Here is a 15,538-nt window from a genome sequence, read left to right on the forward strand (position 1 = left end):
GCGCTTGGGCGACACCTGCGCGAGCCTCCCCGAAAACGTCGGTATCAATCCATGCCTGCGCTACCTTAACGCCTATGCGGCCTTCCCTGCGCCCTCTTGGATATGAGGGCGAAGCGATCAAGCAAAGCTCGGACGAATTGCGCCGCGAGGATGCGAACGCATGTCTGCGATTTGAAATGCGAGCCGAACGAGCGACGCTGCTGCCTCATACTCCGTCATTGCGAGCGCAGCGAAGCAATCCAGAGTCTTGCCGCGGAGGGATTCTGGATTGCTTCGCTGCGCTCGCAATGACGACGTGGAGAGAGCGTGCGCCACACTTCGATCTTGTGCCCCGGACGCAGCGCAGCGTCCCTTTGACGGTGCGCTGCAGAGCCGGGGCCCATCCATCCGCGCGGTGCCATGCTGCCCTGGGTCCCGGTTCTGCGCCGCAACGCCGTAAGCGCGTTTACGCGCGTCTTCAGCGCGCTATGGCGTTGCAGCTTGCCCGGGACACGAGAATGACGTCACCGTCATTGCCCCCAATCACAACCACGTGTCTTTATTCGGAAACGTCCATTCCCTATTATCCCGCAATGCAAAAGACCGCCCGCCGATCGCAAGCCATCGTCCGTCCGCCCGGCCGCCCCCGGGAATTCGACATGGATACCGCCCTCGACAGGGCCGTGCGGGTGTTTCGCGAGCGCGGTTATCATGCCACCTCGATCGGCGACCTCACCGCGGCGATGCGGCTCGCCACGGGAAGCATCTACAAGGCGTTTCGCGACAAGCATGCGGTGTTTCTCGCCGCCTTCGAGCGTTACACGGCGCTGCGCCAGGAGCAGACCCGTAGCGCGGCGGCGCGCGGCGCAACCGGCCGCGAGCGAATCCGTCACGTGTTGCTGTCCTATGTCGAGCATTCCCAGGGCAGCGAGGGGCGGCGCGGCTGCCTCGTCGTCGGCGGCGCGGTCGAGCTGTCCGCGCTCGATCCGGTCGTTGGCGCCCGTGTCAATGCGCAGCTCAAGAGCAACGAAAGCTTCATCGCCGGCCTCATTCGCGAGGGCCAGGCCGACGGTTCGATTCCGCGCCATGTCGCGGCCGACGACACCGCCCGGCTGATGATCTGCATCACGCAAGGCCTGCGCGTCGTCGGCAAGGCACGCCTGCCGCTCGACGGGATGCGCCTCGTCGGCGTCGCGATGAAGCTGCTCGCCTGAATTTTTTGTCATAATAGGGAATGGTCATTCCCTATACCTTATCTGGAGTCCATGCGAATGACGATGAATGCCACGATCGAGACCGCGCCCGGGCCGGATGCGGTGTCGCAGCGCCTGACCTTCGTGCTTGCCGCGGCCTGTGGCATGGTCGCCGCCAATATCTACTACGCCCAGCCGCTGATCGCCCCGATCAGCGCCGCACTCGGCCTCTCGCATGCAGCGGCGGGACTGATCGTGACCATGACACAGATCGGCTACGGCACCGGGCTGCTGCTGATCGTGCCGCTCGGCGATCTCGTCGAAAACCGCGCCCTGATCTGTTCGGTGATCACGCTTGGCGCAGCAGCGCTGCTCGCCGCCGCATTCGCGACCCATGCGCTGCCTTTCCTGATCGCAGCGCTATTCATCGGGCTCGGCTCGGTCGCGGTGCAGATCATCATTCCCTATGCGGCGCATCTGGCGCCGGAAGCCATCCGCGGCCGCGTCGTCGGCAACGTCTCGACCGGCCTGATGCTCGGCATCATGCTGGCGCGTCCGGTGTCGAGCTTCGTCACAGCCGTGCTGTCGTGGCACGCGGTGTTCTTCTGCTCCGCCGCGCTGATGATCGTGCTCGCGGCCGTGCTCTGGATGACGCTGCCGAAGCGCAAGCCGGTCACGCGGATGCACTACGGCGAATTGTTGCTGTCGATGCCGCATCTGGTGCGGGCCACGCCGCTGTTGCGGCGCCGGGCGCTCTACCAGGCGAGCCTGTTCGGCGCCTTCACCCTGTTCTGGACGGTGGCACCGCTTCAGCTCGCCGGCGAGTTCGGCTTCTCTCAGCGCGGCATCGCGCTGTTTGCGCTGGCCGGCGTCGCCGGCGTGTTCGCCGCACCGATCGCCGGACGGCTAGCCGACCGCGGCCATAGCCGTGTCGCGACGCTGGTCGCGATGCTGCTCGCGGCCGCCGGCTTCCTCGTGACCTTTATCGGCGCGCCCGGCTCGATGCTGAATCTCGCCTGTCTGGTGATGGCCGCGATCGCCATCGACATCGGTGTCCAGGGCAATGTCGTGCTCGGCTTCCGCGCCATCTTCGCACTCGGCCACGAGCACCGCAGCCGCCTCAATGGCCTCTACATGGCGACATTCTTCGCCGCCGGCGCGGCCGGCTCCGCGGTCGGAGCCTTCGCCTTCGCGCAAGGCGGCTGGGCGCTGGCCTCCGCCATTGGCCTCGCTCTGCCCGTCGCGGGCCTGCTCTATGCGGCGACCGAATAGTCGCCGGAATGGCGCGATGCGGCCCGTTTACCAACCCCGCGAGGACGCAATTTCCGTCTCGCGGTCCCGGCGCCGTTGTAGTACTTTGGTTGCAACGCACCTGGTTAACGGGCGGCAGGGGGAGGCTGATGAGACGTGCGGGGCTGTTTGGCGTACCGCGGGTACGGCCTTGGTCGTGGCAGGCATTTCTGCTCGGGCTAATCGTCGTCGCAATGTCGGCTGTGCTTCAGGGCATCTGTGTCGCGCTCGGCGCAAAGCACTATCTCGTGGCGTTCCTGCCCGGCCTGTTCGCGCTTGCGCTCGTTGCGGGTGCGCCGGCGGCGGCATTCGCCGCGCTGCTCACCGTTCCGCTGGTGTGGTGGGCGTTCATACCGCCGGTCTTCCAGTTCACCCCGCTGACCAGCGCGAATGCCGACTCCATCAACCTGTTCTGCCTCCTGGCCGTCCTCCTGATTGGCCTTGCCGACCTCTGCCGCGAGACGATGACGATCATCAGAAGCGGCGGCCTGAAGCCTTCGGGCGAGAGCGCGGCAACGAATCCGCAATAGATCGCACCGCGCGCGTTGCGCCCGCGCAACAGTCCGGCAACCATCCGCGAACTTGCCGCGCGCCGCTAACTTTTCGAAAAAGATTTGGCCGCAGTTTCTCCCGCGGGAATGACGAGGGAGTTTTCGGACATGAACGGTCACGCCATTTTGGAGAATGTGCGCCGCTACCGCGGCATCGCATCGCTCTATCGCCAGACCGCTGCGTTCCGCCCGGGCCAGAGCTGGTCGCTGCTGGAGCAGGCGAGGGATTGGGAAGCGCGGGCACTGTCGGAGCTGGAAGCCTATTTCGCGACGCGCACGGACTGCACCGCCCCGCTCGCGGCCTGATCGTTAACGATCGGCGCGGCCGTGAACCGGCTCGCCGAAGGCGGGATCGCCCATGGGGCAATTGCGGAGTTGTCTCCGCGGCCTTCTGTGCTAGCAACGGGCCGATCGAGATCTCCTTCACGTCGGCCGGGGCAAGCGATGACCACCTTCAACCGTATCTTCACGACGGAGCGTCTGCTCCAGATCATCGTGGTGCTGGCGGCGATCGTCGCCATGAAGCTGATGAGCTGAGCGCCGGCCGGCTATCGCCCGCCGAGCTCGGGCACTTCAGGCAGATAATTCGAGCCTTCCGAGCCCAGGAAATCGAACATCGCCTGCGCGGGCGGCAGCAGCACCTTGTCGCTGCGGCGGATCACGTACCATTGCCGGACGATCGGCAGGCCCGCGACGTCGAGCACGACGAGCCGGCCCTCGGCGAGCTCATGCGCCACGGTGTGGGCCGAGATGAAGGCGATGCCGAGCCCGGCGATGACCGCCTGCTTGATGGTCTCGTTGCTGCTCATCTCCATGCCGATGATCGGCTCGAGATCCGACTTCTGGAACATGCCCTCCATCAGCGTCCGCGTGCCCGAGCCGGGCTCGCGGGTGAGGAAGGTCTCGTGCACGAGGTCGGTCAGGTTGAGGCCGGAATCCTTCTCCAGCCAGTGGCCCTTGCGCGCGACGATGATGTGCGGATTGCGTCCGAGCTGGCGGACGTCGACGGTGACGTCGGCCGGTGGCCGACCCATCACCGCGAAGTCGAGGTCGTAGCCGTGCATGGCCTCGCGGATCTCCTCGCGATTGCCGATGGTGAGCTTGATCTCGATCTTGGGATAGCGCTTGGAGAACGCCGCGATCGCATGCGGCACGAAATACTTCGCGGTCGAGACCGCGCCGAGCTGCACCGTGCCGCCGGTCCGCCCCGCAAGCAGGTCGAGCGCGCCCTGGCAGTCCGTGATCGCGGCTTCGACCCGCTCGGCCAGCGCCAGCACCTCCTTGCCCGCCTCCGTCAGCAGCATGCCGTCGCCGGTCCGCTGCACCAGCGGCAGGCCGGCAAGATCCTGAAGCTGCCGAAGCTGCTGGGTCACGGCCGGCTGGGTCAGCCCGAGATGGCTGGAGGCCGCCGTCACGCTGCCCTTGGCCGACAGCGCCGCAAGCGAGCGAAGCTGCCGGATCGTCAGATGCCGGAGCTGGGCCGCCGCATGGCCGGGGCCACTATAAGAAAATTCTTTGAGGCTCATTATAATTAGAAATTTTCCTTATTAAGCCGCCGCTGTCAATCTCCTGATGCCGGGACCGACCGCACCAGCCTCCAGCGGGGAGGGAACTGGATGTGGCGCCGGCAAAGGGGATGGACGCAGATGACCGGGCAACTCAGGCTGGACGACCACCTTCAGCGGTATTCAGAGACCGCATCTCACGCGCTCGCGGTCGCAGGTGCCGTCGATGCCATCGCGGCAGCGGCGATCGAGATCGCCGATCTCATCGCTAGCGGCGATCTCGCCGACGCCTCAGGCCTGACCACCGGGCGCAACAGCGATGGCGATGTCCAGCGCGATCTCGACGTCCAGGCCGACGCGATCCTGCGCCGCTGCCTCGGTCGGCTGCCGATCGCGGCGCTGGCCTCGGAAGAGATGCGCGAGGCCCAGATCGTCGATCGTCAGGGGCGCATCTGCGTTGCGATCGATCCGCTCGACGGCTCCTCCAACATCGACATCAACATGACCGTCGGCACGATCTTCTCGATCCTGCCGGCACCTGATGATCTCTCACTGGCCTTCCATCAGCGCGGCTCGGCGCAGCTCGCGGCGGGCTTCGTCACCTACGGCCCGCAGACCTCGCTGGTGCTGACGCTCGGCGACGGCGTCGACATCTTCACGCTCGACCGCAAGGCCGGCTGCTTCCGCCTCGCGCGCGGCGCCGTGCAGATCTCCGAGGCCGGCGAGGAGTTTGCGATCAATTCATCGAACCGCCGGCACTGGGACCCGCCGGTGCGCGCCTTTATCGACGAATGCCTCGCCGGCGTCGAGGGGCCGGCCAACCACGATTTCAACATGCGCTGGATCGGCTCGCTGGTCGCGGAGGCCTATCGCATCCTCACCCGCGGCGGCGTGTTCCTCTACCCTTCCGACGCGCGGCCCGGCTACGGCGACGGCCGCCTGCGCCTCACCTACGAGGCGCATCCGATGGCGATGATCATCGAGCAGGCCGGCGGCTCGGCCTCGACCGGGCGCGAGCGCATCCTCGATCTATCGGCCCAGAGCCTGCACCAGCGCGTGCCGCTGATCATGGGCTCGAGCAACGAGGTGCGGCGCGTCGAGGAACTGCATTGCGATCCGCTGCTGATCGCCAGCGTCTCCGCACCGCTGTTCGCGCGGCGCGGATTCTTCCGGCTCTGAGCGAGGCGTCCCATGTCCAGGAAGCATCCGATCATCTCCATCACCGGCTCCTCCGGCGCCGGCACCACCTCGGTCAAGAAGACCTTCGAGCAGATCTTCTTCCGCGAGAAGGTCAACGCCGCCTACATCGAGGGCGACGCCTTCCATCGCTACGACCGCGCCGAGATGCGTACGCAGATGGCGAAGGAAGCGGAGTGCGGCAACAGGCACTTCAGCCATTTCAGCCCCGAGACCAACCTGTTCGAGGAGCTGGAGCGCGCTTTCCGCGACTACGGCGAGACCGGCACCGCGGTGACGCGGCATTACGTCCACGACGCCGAGGAATCCGCGCTGCATGGCGCGGCGCCCGGCACCTTCACCGACTGGAAGCAGCTGCCGGAGAATTCCGACCTGTTGTTCTACGAGGGCCTGCACGGCGCCGTGGTCACGGACAAGGTGAATGTCGCACGCTATGCCGACCTCAAGATCGGCGTCGTTCCCGTCATCAATCTCGAATGGATCCAGAAGCTGCACCGCGACCGCAGCGCGCGCGGCTATTCGACCGAGGCCGTGACCGACACCATCCTGCGGCGGATGCCCGACTACATCCACTACATCTGCCCGCAATTCACCGAGACCGACATCAACTTCCAGCGCGTGCCGACGGTCGACACCTCCAATCCGTTCATCGCGCGCTGGATCCCGACGCCTGACGAATCGATGGTCGTGATCCGCTTCAAGAATCCGCGCGGCATCGACTTCCCTTACCTGCTGTCGATGCTGCCGCAGAGCTGGATGTCGCGCGCCAATTCGATCGTCTGCCCCGGCGCGAAGCTCGATCTGGCGATGCAGCTGATCCTGACGCCGCTGATCATGCAGCTCATCGAGCGCAAGCGCAGCCTGAAGTGAACAGGGAGAGAATCCGATGAACATCTCGGTCCACGCCGAAGCCGACCTCACGGCGGTCACGCACAACGATCTCGCCAACGCCGTCCGCTTCCTCGCGGTGGACGCTATCGAGACGTCGCAATCCGGACATCCCGGGCTGCCCATGGGCATGGCCGACGTCGCGACCGTGCTGTTCTCGCGCTTCCTGAAGTTCGACTCGGCCCACCCCAACTGGCCGGATCGCGACCGCTTCGTGCTGTCGGCGGGCCACGGATCGATGCTGCTCTATGCGCTGCTGCATCTGACCGGCGGCGACGTCAGCCTCGACGACATCAAGGCCTTCAGGCAGTGGGGCTCGAAGACGCCGGGCCACCCCGAATATGGTCACACGCCCGGCGTCGAGACCACGACGGGCCCATTGGGGCAGGGGATCGCGACCGCCGTCGGCATGGCGCTCGCCGAGCGCATGGCCAATGCGCGACATGGCGACGGGCTCGTCGACCACTTCACCTACGTCATTGCAGGCGATGGTTGCCTGATGGAGGGCATCAGCCAGGAGGCGATCTCGCTTGCCGGCCATCTCGGGCTCGGCCGGCTGATCGTGCTGTTCGACGATAACGGCATCTCCATCGACGGGCCGACCTCGCTGGCAACGTCGGACGACCAGCTCGCGCGCTTCGCCGCCTCAGGCTGGTCGGTGCGCCGCGTCGACGGGCATGATCCCGAAGCCGTCGCGCAGGCGATTGCGGAGGAGCGGGAGACCGCAAAGCCGTCGCTGATCGCCTGTCGCACCATCATCGGCTATGGCGCGCCTGATAGACAGGGCACCGAGAAGGCGCATGGCGCGCCGCTCGGCACCGAGCAGACGGCAGCGGCGCGGCGGACGCTGGGTTGGGACTATCAGCCCTTCGTGGTGCCGATCCCGGTGCTCAAGGCGTGGCGGATGATCGGGCAGCGCGGGCAGGTCGATCGCCTCGCCTGGCTCGATCGTTACGAAGATGCGACGCCAGAGCAGCGCGATCTGTTCGTCGAGGGCAAGGCCGTGACTCTGCCGGCCGCCTATGCGCTGGCTGCGGCGAAATTGCGCGAGCGCTTTGCCGACGAGCGGCCGAAGCTCGCGACGCGGCAGGCCTCGCAACAGGTGCTCGATGCCATCGCCGGGACGATTCCCGGCCTGGTCGGCGGCTCGGCGGACCTCACCCATTCGAACCTGACGCATGCCAAGGCGCAGGCGCCGGTCAAGAGCGGTGCGTTCGCCGGCGACTACATCCACTACGGCATCCGCGAGCACGGCATGGCCGCGGCGATGAACGGCCTCGCGCTGCATGGCGGCTTCATCCCGTACGGCGGCACGTTCCTGGCGTTCTCCGATTACAGCCGGCCGGCGATCCGCCTTGCGGCCTTGATGCGGCTGCGCGTCATTCATGTGATGACGCACGACTCCATCGGTCTCGGCGAGGATGGCCCGACGCACCAGCCGGTCGAGCATCTCGCGGCGCTGCGCGTCATTCCTGACCTGCTCGTGTTCCGGCCGGCTGACGCGGTGGAAACGCTGGAGGCCTGGGACTGCGCGCTTGCGGCGGAGCACCGTCCGTCCGTGCTGTGCCTGTCGCGGCAGGCCCTGCCGACCTTCCGCAGCGATGTGCGCGGCAGAAACCGCGTCGCCAACGGTGCCTATCTCGTCGTCTCGCCGGATGGCGGCCGCGACGTGACGCTCATCGCAACCGGATCGGAAGTGTCGATTGCAATGGAAGCCGCGCGCCTGCTCGCGACCGAGCACATCCGTGCTGCCGTGGTCTCGGCGCCGTGCTTCGCGCTGTTCGCGGAGCAGTCGGAGGACTACCGCGCCTCCGTGCTCGGCACCGCACCGCGCGTCGGCATCGAGGCGGCCGTAGCCGGCGATTGGCATCGCTGGATCGGCGCCGGCGGTGAATTCGTCGGCATGCGCGGTTTCGGTGCCTCGGCGCCGGCAGCCGTGCTGTACCGCGAATTCGGCATCACGCCGCAGAGCATTGCGGAAGCCGCTCGCCGGGCGATTGCGCGCAAGAGTCAATAAGGAGGACGTCCCGTGGCCCGTATCACACTTCGCCAACTGCTCGATCATGCCGCCAGCCACGGCTATGCCGTGCCGGCGTTCAACATCAACAACATGGAGCAGGGCATCGCGATCATGCAGGCGGCGGCCGAGGTCGATGCGCCCGTCATCATTCAGGCCTCGCGCGGCGCGCGCAGCTATGCCGGCGATCTCATGCTTTCGCACATGATCGACGCGCTCGAGCGGACTTATCCGGACATTCCGCTCTGCATGCACCAGGACCACGGCAATGACGAAGCGACCTGCGCCTCGGCCATCGCCCACGGTTTCACTTCGGTCATGATGGACGGCTCGCTCAAGGCCGATGCCAAGACCGCGGCCGACTACGACTACAATGTCGCGATCACCCGCCGCGTCGTCGATCTCGCCCATTGGGTGGGTGCTTCCGTCGAAGGCGAGCTCGGGGTGCTCGGCTCGCTTGAGCACGGCGGCGGCGAGCAGGAGGATGGTCATGGCGTCGAGGGCAAGGTCAGCCATGACCAGCTGCTGACCGATCCGGACCAGGCCGTCGATTTCGTTCGCGCGACGAAGGTCGATGCGCTGGCGATCGCGATGGGCACCTCGCACGGCGCCTACAAATTCAGCCGCAAGCCGGATGGCGACATCCTGGCGATGCGGGTGGTCGAGGAGATCCATCGCCGGCTTCCGAACACGCATCTCGTCATGCACGGCTCCTCCTCGGTGCCGCAGCCGCTCCAGGACATGTTCAACCAGTTCGGCGGCGAGATGCCGCAGACCTGGGGCGTGCCGGTCGAGGAGATCGTCCGCGGCATCAAGAGCGGCGTGCGCAAGGTCAATATCGACACCGATTGCCGGCTGGCGATGACCGCGGTGTTCCGCAAGGTGGCGGCGGAAGCGCGCTCCGAGTTCGACCCACGCAAGTTCCTCAAGCCCGCGATGGACGCGATGCGCGAGCTTTGCCGGGAGCGCTTCGAGCAGTTCGGCACCGCGGGCCATGCCAGCAGGATCAAGGTGGTCCCGATGAGCGAGATGGCGCGTCGCTATCGCGCCGGTGAGCTCGATCCGCGCGTCGACGCCCGCGAGTCCGTGGCGGCCTAGTCAATCAGAAGAGCAGAGAAAAGAGCAGGAGAGAGACATGAACGCACATGCAGGCACAGTCCGCGGCAAAGAGCGCTATCGCTCGGGCGTCATGGAATACAAGCGCATGGGCTATTGGGAGCCCGACTATGTCCCGAAGGACACCGACGTCATCGCGCTGTTCCGCGTCACGCCGCAGGAAGGCGTCGACCCGATCGAGGCCTCCGCTGCGGTGGCCGGCGAATCCTCGACCGCGACTTGGACGGTGGTGTGGACCGATCGCCTGACGGCCGCCGAGAAGTATCGCGCGAAATGCTATCGCGTCGATCCGGTGCCGGGCTCGCCGGGCTCGTATTTCGCCTACATCGCCTATGACCTCGATCTGTTCGAGCCGGGCTCGATCGCCAACCTCTCCGCCTCGATCATCGGCAACGTGTTCGGCTTCAAGCCGCTGAAGGCACTGCGGCTCGAGGACATGCGTTTCCCGGTCGCCTATGTGAAGACGTTCCAGGGCCCTGCGACCGGCATCGTGGTCGAGCGCGAACGCCTGGACAAGTTCGGTCGGCCGCTGCTGGGCGCAACGGTGAAGCCGAAGCTCGGTCTATCCGGGCGCAACTATGGCCGCGTGGTCTACGAGGCGTTGAAGGGAGGGCTCGACTTCACCAAGGACGACGAGAACATCAACTCGCAGCCCTTCATGCACTGGCGCGAGCGTTTCCTTTACTGCATGGAGGCGGTGAACCGCGCCCAGGCGGAATCGGGCGAGGTGAAGGGGACTTACCTCAACATCACCGCGGGGACGATGGAGGACATGTATGAGCGCGCGGAGTTCGCCAAGGAGCTCGGCTCGGTCGTCGTCATGATCGACCTCGTGATCGGCTACACCGCGATCCAGTCCATGTCCAAATGGGCGCGGCGCAATGACATGATCCTGCATCTGCATCGCGCCGGTCACTCGACCTATACGCGGCAGAAGAGCCATGGCGTGTCGTTCCGCGTCATCGCCAAATGGATGCGCCTTGCCGGCGTCGACCACATCCATGCCGGCACGGTGGTCGGCAAGCTTGAGGGCGATCCCAACACCACGCGCGGCTACTACGATGTCTGCCGCGAGGACTTCAACCCGGCCAAGCTCGAGCACGGCCTGTTTTTCGACCAGTCCTGGGCGAGCCTCAACAAGATGATGCCGGTCGCCTCCGGCGGCATTCACGCCGGCCAGATGCACCAGTTGCTCGACCTGCTCGGTGAGGATGTCGTGCTGCAATTCGGCGGCGGCACCATCGGCCATCCCATGGGCATTGCGGCCGGCGCGACCGCCAATCGCGTGGCGCTGGAAGCGATGATCCTCGCCCGCAACGAGGGCTGCGACTATGTCCACGAAGGGCCGGAGATCCTCGCCAAGGCGGCCCAGACCTGCACGCCGCTGAAGGCCGCGCTCGAGGTCTGGAAGGACGTGACTTTCAACTATCAATCCACCGACACGCCGGACTTCGTGCCGACGGTGCTGGAAACCGTCTGAGGAGATTTGAGATGAAGATCACCCAGGGCTGCTTCTCGTTCCTGCCCGATCTGACCGACGAGCAGATCACCAGCCAGGTGCAGTATTGCCTCGCCAATGGCTGGGCGGTGAACATCGAGTTCACCGATGATCCGCATCCCCGCAATACCTATTGGGAGATGTGGGGCCTGCCGATGTTCGATCTCCAGGATGCCGCCGGCGTGATGATGGAGCTCGCCGAGTGCCGCAGGGTCTACGGCGACCGCTACATCCGCATCAGCGGCTTCGATTCCAGCCACGGCTGGGAATCGGTGCGGATCTCCTTCCTCGTCAACCGGCCGAAGCAAGAGGCGGAGTTCGAGCTGGTGCGCCAGGAGGCGAGTGGCCGCGCAATCCGCTACACCACGGTGCGCCGGCCGGCCGCGCGCGCGTCAGCTTAAGTCATCCGCTTCCGCGCGGAGCTCTCCCTGCTCCGCATCCTTGGCGGACCAACTGCTTCGCCGCCTCCCTCGCGGCGAAGCCCTTTTTTCGAGGCCCCGATGCTCGATGTGCCCCACGCAACCATGACCGAACACAGCGAGACCCATTTCGATCTCCGCAAGGAGGCTGAAGCGGCCGGGATCACCGATACGCTGCAACAGCTCGATCAGGAGTTGATCGGACTCAAGCCGGTCAAGAGCCGTGTGCGCCAGATCGCCTCACTGCTGCTGATCGAGCGTATCCGGCAACGGGCGGGACTGGCCTCCGCGCCGCCGACGCTGCACATGTCGTTCACGGGCAACCCCGGCACCGGCAAGACCACCGTGGCGCTGCGCATGGCCAAGATCCTGCACGGCCTCGGCTTCGTGCGGCGCGGGCAGGTGATCTCGGTGACGCGTGACGATCTCGTCGGCCAGTATATCGGCCACACCGCGCCGAAGACCAAGGAGATCCTGAAGAAGGCGATGGGCGGCGTGTTGTTCATCGACGAGGCCTATTACCTGCATCGTCCCGACAACGAGCGCGACTACGGTCAGGAGGCGATCGAGATCCTGCTCCAGGTCATGGAGAACCAGCGCGAGGACCTCGTCGTGATCCTCGCCGGCTATGGCGAGCGGATGACGAGCTTCTTCGCCTCGAACCCCGGCTTCCGCTCGCGCATCGCCCACCACATCGAATTTCCGGATTACTCGGAGGCCGAGTTGCTTGTCATCGCCGAGCTGATGCTGAAAGAGAGAGGTTATCGCTTCTCGGCGGCGGCGCGCGATGCGTTCGAGCGATACATCGCGCTGCGCCGGACCCAACCGTTCTTCTCCAATGCGCGCTCGATCCGCAACGCCGTCGACCGCATCCGCTTGCGGCAGGCCGATCGGCTGGTGTCCGATCTCGACCGCATGCTCGATGTCGCCGACCTCGAAACGGTCGATCCCGCGGACGTCCTGGCGAGCCGGGTCTTCAGCGGCGGCACTGATACGCGGAGTGCAAAGCCATGACCAAGGAGATACTCATCGCTCCCTCGATCCTGGCCGCGGACTTCGCGCGTCTCGGCGAGGAAATCGCGGCCATCGATGCGGCCGGTGCCGACTGGATCCATTGCGATGTGATGGATGGACATTTCGTCCCGAACATCAGTTTCGGCGCCGATGTGATCAAGGCGATCCGGCCGCTGACGAAGAAGGTGTTCGACGTGCATCTCATGATCGCCCCGGTCGATCCCTATCTCGAGGCCTTCGCGAAGGCCGGTGCGGATGTCATCACCGTTCATGCCGAAGCGGGGCCGCATCTCGACCGCTCGCTCCAGGCGATCCGTGCGCTCGGCAAGAAGGCCGGCGTCAGTTTGTGCCCGGCGACGCCGGAAGCTGCCGTCCAACATGTGCTCGACCGCATCGATCTCGTGCTTGTCATGACGGTCAATCCCGGATTCGGCGGTCAGTCGTTTCTCGAGTCCCAGATCGATAAGATCAGACGAATTCGAACCATGATCGGCGACCGGCCGATCCGGCTCGAGGTCGACGGCGGCATCACGCGCGACAATGCCGTTGCCGTTGCCGGAGCGGGCGCCGATACGCTGGTGGCGGGGTCCGCGGTGTTTCGTGGCAGGGATGGCATTGAATACGCCGCCAACATTGCGGCCATCCGCCTCGCGGCCGAGACGGCGCGGGTTGCAGGATTGCACGATACTTCCGCGCAACCGGCACGTGCCAGGGAGACTGCGCGTATCCGGTAGATTACGGATGACACGCGGCCTCAGCGCCGCTCTGCTCTCCGGTTGTCCCAAAGAGTGCCACATCTCTCCGGGCTTTTACGGGGATCACGCGCAAACCCGTCGAGTTCCTTCAGGCCGGCGTAACCAACCCAGCCGACCGTAGGTTGGATTAACGCTCGCGCAATGCTAGTCGGTTCAATCTATGGTTTAGTAATGCATGAGAGCGCGGTGATTTCGGGATTGAAGGAATTTTCAAACATGCTGCCTCAATGCGACGTGAACAATCACGTGAGCATGCATCGCTTGTTCGCCGAGCAGCTTCGTTGCGCGATCAGCGCGACAGAGCAGGTCGATTTGAGCAAACTGGGCGAGCTCGTCAGTGCGGCTTACGAGACCTGCGACCGTCCGCTCGTGACGAATGGGCCCGTGCAGACGCGTGACCGGGCCGAAGAAGAACTGCTGCGGACCCGCGAATTTCTGGATATCATCATCGAGAACATCCCGATCGCCGTGTTCGCGAAATGCGCGAAAAGCTCACGCTACATCCTGCTCAACCGCGCCGGCGAGATCTACTATGGCCTGCCGCGCGAACAGATGTTGGGCCGAACAGCCGAGGAGATTTTCCCGACCGATGTCGCCCACGTGGTCAATGAGCAGGATCGACGCGTCGTTGCCAGCGGCATGCCGATGTTCCTCGAGGAGCATCTGCTCGAAGTGGGCGTCAAGGGCCGCGACCGCGTCGTCAATTCGCGCAAAATGCTGATCACAGATGGCGACGGGGATCCGCAGTATCTGGTTGGCGTGATCGAGGACGTCACGGAGCGCGTCACCACCCGACAGCGCATCAGTCATCTCGCGCATCATGATGTGCTCACCGAGCTGCCGAACCGCAGCGCCTTCAACGCGGCGCTCGGCGAGCGGTTGGAGCGGGCGCAGGAGGCGGCGACCAGTTTTGCCGTGCTGAGCCTCGATCTCGACCGCTTCAAGGAGGTCAACGACGTGTTCGGTCACCCTGTCGGCGACATGCTGATGCGAGCGGCGGCTGGCCGACTTGCCACGGAAGCCGAAGACGCCTTCGTCGCCCGTATCGGCGGCGACGAGTTCATGATCCTGATGCCCGACAACACACGCCGTGAGGACGTTCTGGCGCTGGCTGAACGTCTGGTCGAGACGATCGGCAAGGAGCTGGAGGTCGACGACTATCTCTCCCACGTGGGCCTCAGCGTCGGCATCGCGTTCTATCCGGATGACGGCGTGAACGCCGCGACGCTGCTCGCCAATGCCGACTCAGCCCTCTATCGTGCCAAGCGCGAGGGCAGGGGCCGGGTTCGCTGCTTCGAACCCAAGATGGACCAGGAACTGCGCGACCGCAGGCTATTGCAGCACGATCTGCGCCAGGCGATCGAGCAGAACCAGCTCCTCGCTTATTTCCAGCCGCAGGCGCGGGTGGATGGTGAGGTCATCGGCTTCGAGGCGCTGCTGCGTTGGAATCACCCGACGCGGGGCTTCGTGCCACCGGAGGAGTTCATTCCGCTCGCCGAGGAGAACGGGGTGATCGTCCAGATCGGCGAATGGATCTTGCGCGAAGCGTGCCGTGAGGCGGCATCCTGGCCGCGGCCGCTGCAAGTCGCCGTCAATCTGTCGCCGGTCCAGTTCCAGGCCGGCGATCTCGAGCGATCGATCCACCAAATCCTGTTGGAGACGGGGCTTGCGCCGACGCGGCTCGAGGTCGAGATCACCGAGGGCGTGCTGATCGGCGATTTCACCCGTGCGCTCAATCTGCTGCGCCGGCTGAAGGCCCTCGGCATCCGCATTGCGATGGACGATTTCGGCACCGGCTATTCCTCGCTGTCCTATCTGCAGTCGTTCCCGTTCGACAAGATCAAGATCGATCGCGGCTTCATTTCCAATCTCGAGGCGACGCCGCAATCGGCCGAGATTGTCCGCGCGGTCCTGAGCCTCGCGCACGCCCTGAATATTCCAGTCATTGCCGAAGGGGTGGAGACGGAAGCGCAGCGTACCTTCCTGGCGCGGGAGGCCTGCGAGGAGATGCAGGGCTATCTCGTCGGCCCGCCCGACCGGATCGAACGCTATCTCGACCTGATCGGCGTGACCGTGGAGCGCCGCCTCTACGCCTAGCGCCTGGCCTGTGGGCGGG

At 65.3% G+C, this 15,538-nt stretch carries 14 protein-coding genes; 13 read left to right on the forward strand and 1 reads right to left on the reverse strand.

The genetic code is table 11. The annotated features are described in order from the left end of the window. Positions 1-638: 638 nt before the first annotated feature. The 4 genes from JQ566_RS00005 (at position 639) to JQ566_RS00020 (ending at position 3,319) form a co-directional block, all read left to right on the forward strand. A complete protein-coding gene (locus tag JQ566_RS00005; protein ID WP_249139143.1) occupies positions 639-1,193 on the forward strand; it encodes a TetR/AcrR family transcriptional regulator in 555 nt (184 codons plus the stop codon). Positions 1,194-1,250: 57 nt separating this feature from the next. Further along, positions 1,251-2,444, forward strand: coding sequence for an MFS transporter (locus tag JQ566_RS00010; protein WP_212367531.1), 1,194 nt, complete (start codon positions 1,251-1,253; stop codon positions 2,442-2,444). Between the two features lie 128 nt (positions 2,445-2,572). Continuing rightward, positions 2,573-2,992: a DUF4118 domain-containing protein gene (locus JQ566_RS00015; protein WP_212367533.1), complete on the forward strand. Its 420-nt coding sequence runs from the start codon at positions 2,573-2,575 to the stop codon at positions 2,990-2,992. 129 nt (positions 2,993-3,121) lie between these two features. Continuing rightward, the gene (locus JQ566_RS00020; protein ID WP_027570913.1) at positions 3,122-3,319 is read left to right on the forward strand and encodes a hypothetical protein; all 198 of its coding nucleotides are present in this window, start codon (positions 3,122-3,124) and stop codon (positions 3,317-3,319) included. A 242-nt stretch (positions 3,320-3,561) separates the two neighbouring features. On the opposite strand, the gene JQ566_RS00025 is transcribed toward JQ566_RS00020, so the two are convergent. After that, entirely contained in the window at positions 3,562-4,539 is a 978-nt protein-coding gene (locus JQ566_RS00025; RefSeq protein ID WP_212367541.1) for a LysR family transcriptional regulator, read from the reverse strand. Between the two features lie 120 nt (positions 4,540-4,659). Between JQ566_RS00025 and JQ566_RS00030 the strand changes: the two genes are divergently transcribed. The 9 genes from JQ566_RS00030 to JQ566_RS00070 all read left to right on the forward strand — a co-directional run bounded on the left by JQ566_RS00030 (position 4,660) and on the right by JQ566_RS00070 (position 15,519). Then, a complete protein-coding gene (locus tag JQ566_RS00030; RefSeq protein WP_212367543.1) occupies positions 4,660-5,697 on the forward strand; it encodes a class 1 fructose-bisphosphatase in 1,038 nt (345 codons plus the stop codon). 12 nt (positions 5,698-5,709) lie between these two features. Further along, positions 5,710-6,585, forward strand: a complete 876-nt coding sequence (locus JQ566_RS00035; protein WP_212367545.1) for a phosphoribulokinase — start codon at positions 5,710-5,712, stop codon at positions 6,583-6,585. Positions 6,586-6,601: 16 nt separating this feature from the next. Beyond that, entirely contained in the window at positions 6,602-8,620 is a 2,019-nt protein-coding gene (gene tkt, locus JQ566_RS00040; protein ID WP_212367547.1) for a transketolase, read from the forward strand. A gap of 12 nt (positions 8,621-8,632) precedes the next feature. Next, positions 8,633-9,718, forward strand: coding sequence for a class II fructose-bisphosphate aldolase (gene fba, locus JQ566_RS00045; protein ID WP_212367549.1), 1,086 nt, complete (start codon positions 8,633-8,635; stop codon positions 9,716-9,718). A 37-nt stretch (positions 9,719-9,755) separates the two neighbouring features. Further along, positions 9,756-11,216, forward strand: coding sequence for a form I ribulose bisphosphate carboxylase large subunit (locus JQ566_RS00050; protein ID WP_212367551.1), 1,461 nt, complete (start codon positions 9,756-9,758; stop codon positions 11,214-11,216). 11 nt (positions 11,217-11,227) lie between these two features. Beyond that, positions 11,228-11,635, forward strand: coding sequence for a ribulose bisphosphate carboxylase small subunit (locus tag JQ566_RS00055; protein WP_212367562.1), 408 nt, complete (start codon positions 11,228-11,230; stop codon positions 11,633-11,635). 99 nt (positions 11,636-11,734) lie between these two features. Then, a complete protein-coding gene (gene cbbX / locus JQ566_RS00060) occupies positions 11,735-12,667 on the forward strand; it encodes a CbbX protein (protein ID WP_212367565.1) in 933 nt (310 codons plus the stop codon). Beyond that, entirely contained in the window at positions 12,664-13,401 is a 738-nt protein-coding gene (gene rpe / locus JQ566_RS00065) for a ribulose-phosphate 3-epimerase (RefSeq protein WP_212367568.1), read from the forward strand. Before cbbX ends, rpe begins: the two co-directional genes overlap by 4 nt. A gap of 273 nt (positions 13,402-13,674) precedes the next feature. Beyond that, a complete protein-coding gene (locus JQ566_RS00070) occupies positions 13,675-15,519 on the forward strand; it encodes a putative bifunctional diguanylate cyclase/phosphodiesterase (RefSeq protein ID WP_249139215.1) in 1,845 nt (614 codons plus the stop codon). The last annotated feature ends 19 nt before the right edge of the window (positions 15,520-15,538 follow it).

Origin of the sequence: Bradyrhizobium sp. SZCCT0231, assembly GCF_018130245.1 — a bacterium.
Classification (GTDB): Bacteria; Pseudomonadota; Alphaproteobacteria; order Rhizobiales; family Xanthobacteraceae; genus Bradyrhizobium; species Bradyrhizobium japonicum_F.

Coding starts and splice junctions, on each gene's coding strand:
- JQ566_RS00035 (WP_212367545.1), top strand. CDS start 5,710: ATGTCCAGGAAGCATCCGATCATCTCCATCACCGGCTCCTCCGGCGCC.
- JQ566_RS00005 (WP_249139143.1), top strand. CDS start 639: ATGGATACCGCCCTCGACAGGGCCGTGCGGGTGTTTCGCGAGCGCGGT.
- JQ566_RS00055 (WP_212367562.1), top strand. CDS start 11,228: ATGAAGATCACCCAGGGCTGCTTCTCGTTCCTGCCCGATCTGACCGAC.
- JQ566_RS00015 (WP_212367533.1), top strand. CDS start 2,573: ATGAGACGTGCGGGGCTGTTTGGCGTACCGCGGGTACGGCCTTGGTCG.
- cbbX (WP_212367565.1), top strand. CDS start 11,735: ATGCTCGATGTGCCCCACGCAACCATGACCGAACACAGCGAGACCCAT.
- JQ566_RS00070 (WP_249139215.1), top strand. CDS start 13,675: ATGCATCGCTTGTTCGCCGAGCAGCTTCGTTGCGCGATCAGCGCGACA.
- JQ566_RS00010 (WP_212367531.1), top strand. CDS start 1,251: ATGACGATGAATGCCACGATCGAGACCGCGCCCGGGCCGGATGCGGTG.
- JQ566_RS00025 (WP_212367541.1), bottom strand. CDS start 4,539: ATGAGCCTCAAAGAATTTTCTTATAGTGGCCCCGGCCATGCGGCGGCC.
- JQ566_RS00030 (WP_212367543.1), top strand. CDS start 4,660: ATGACCGGGCAACTCAGGCTGGACGACCACCTTCAGCGGTATTCAGAG.
- JQ566_RS00050 (WP_212367551.1), top strand. CDS start 9,756: ATGAACGCACATGCAGGCACAGTCCGCGGCAAAGAGCGCTATCGCTCG.
- JQ566_RS00020 (WP_027570913.1), top strand. CDS start 3,122: ATGAACGGTCACGCCATTTTGGAGAATGTGCGCCGCTACCGCGGCATC.
- rpe (WP_212367568.1), top strand. CDS start 12,664: ATGACCAAGGAGATACTCATCGCTCCCTCGATCCTGGCCGCGGACTTC.
- tkt (WP_212367547.1), top strand. CDS start 6,602: ATGAACATCTCGGTCCACGCCGAAGCCGACCTCACGGCGGTCACGCAC.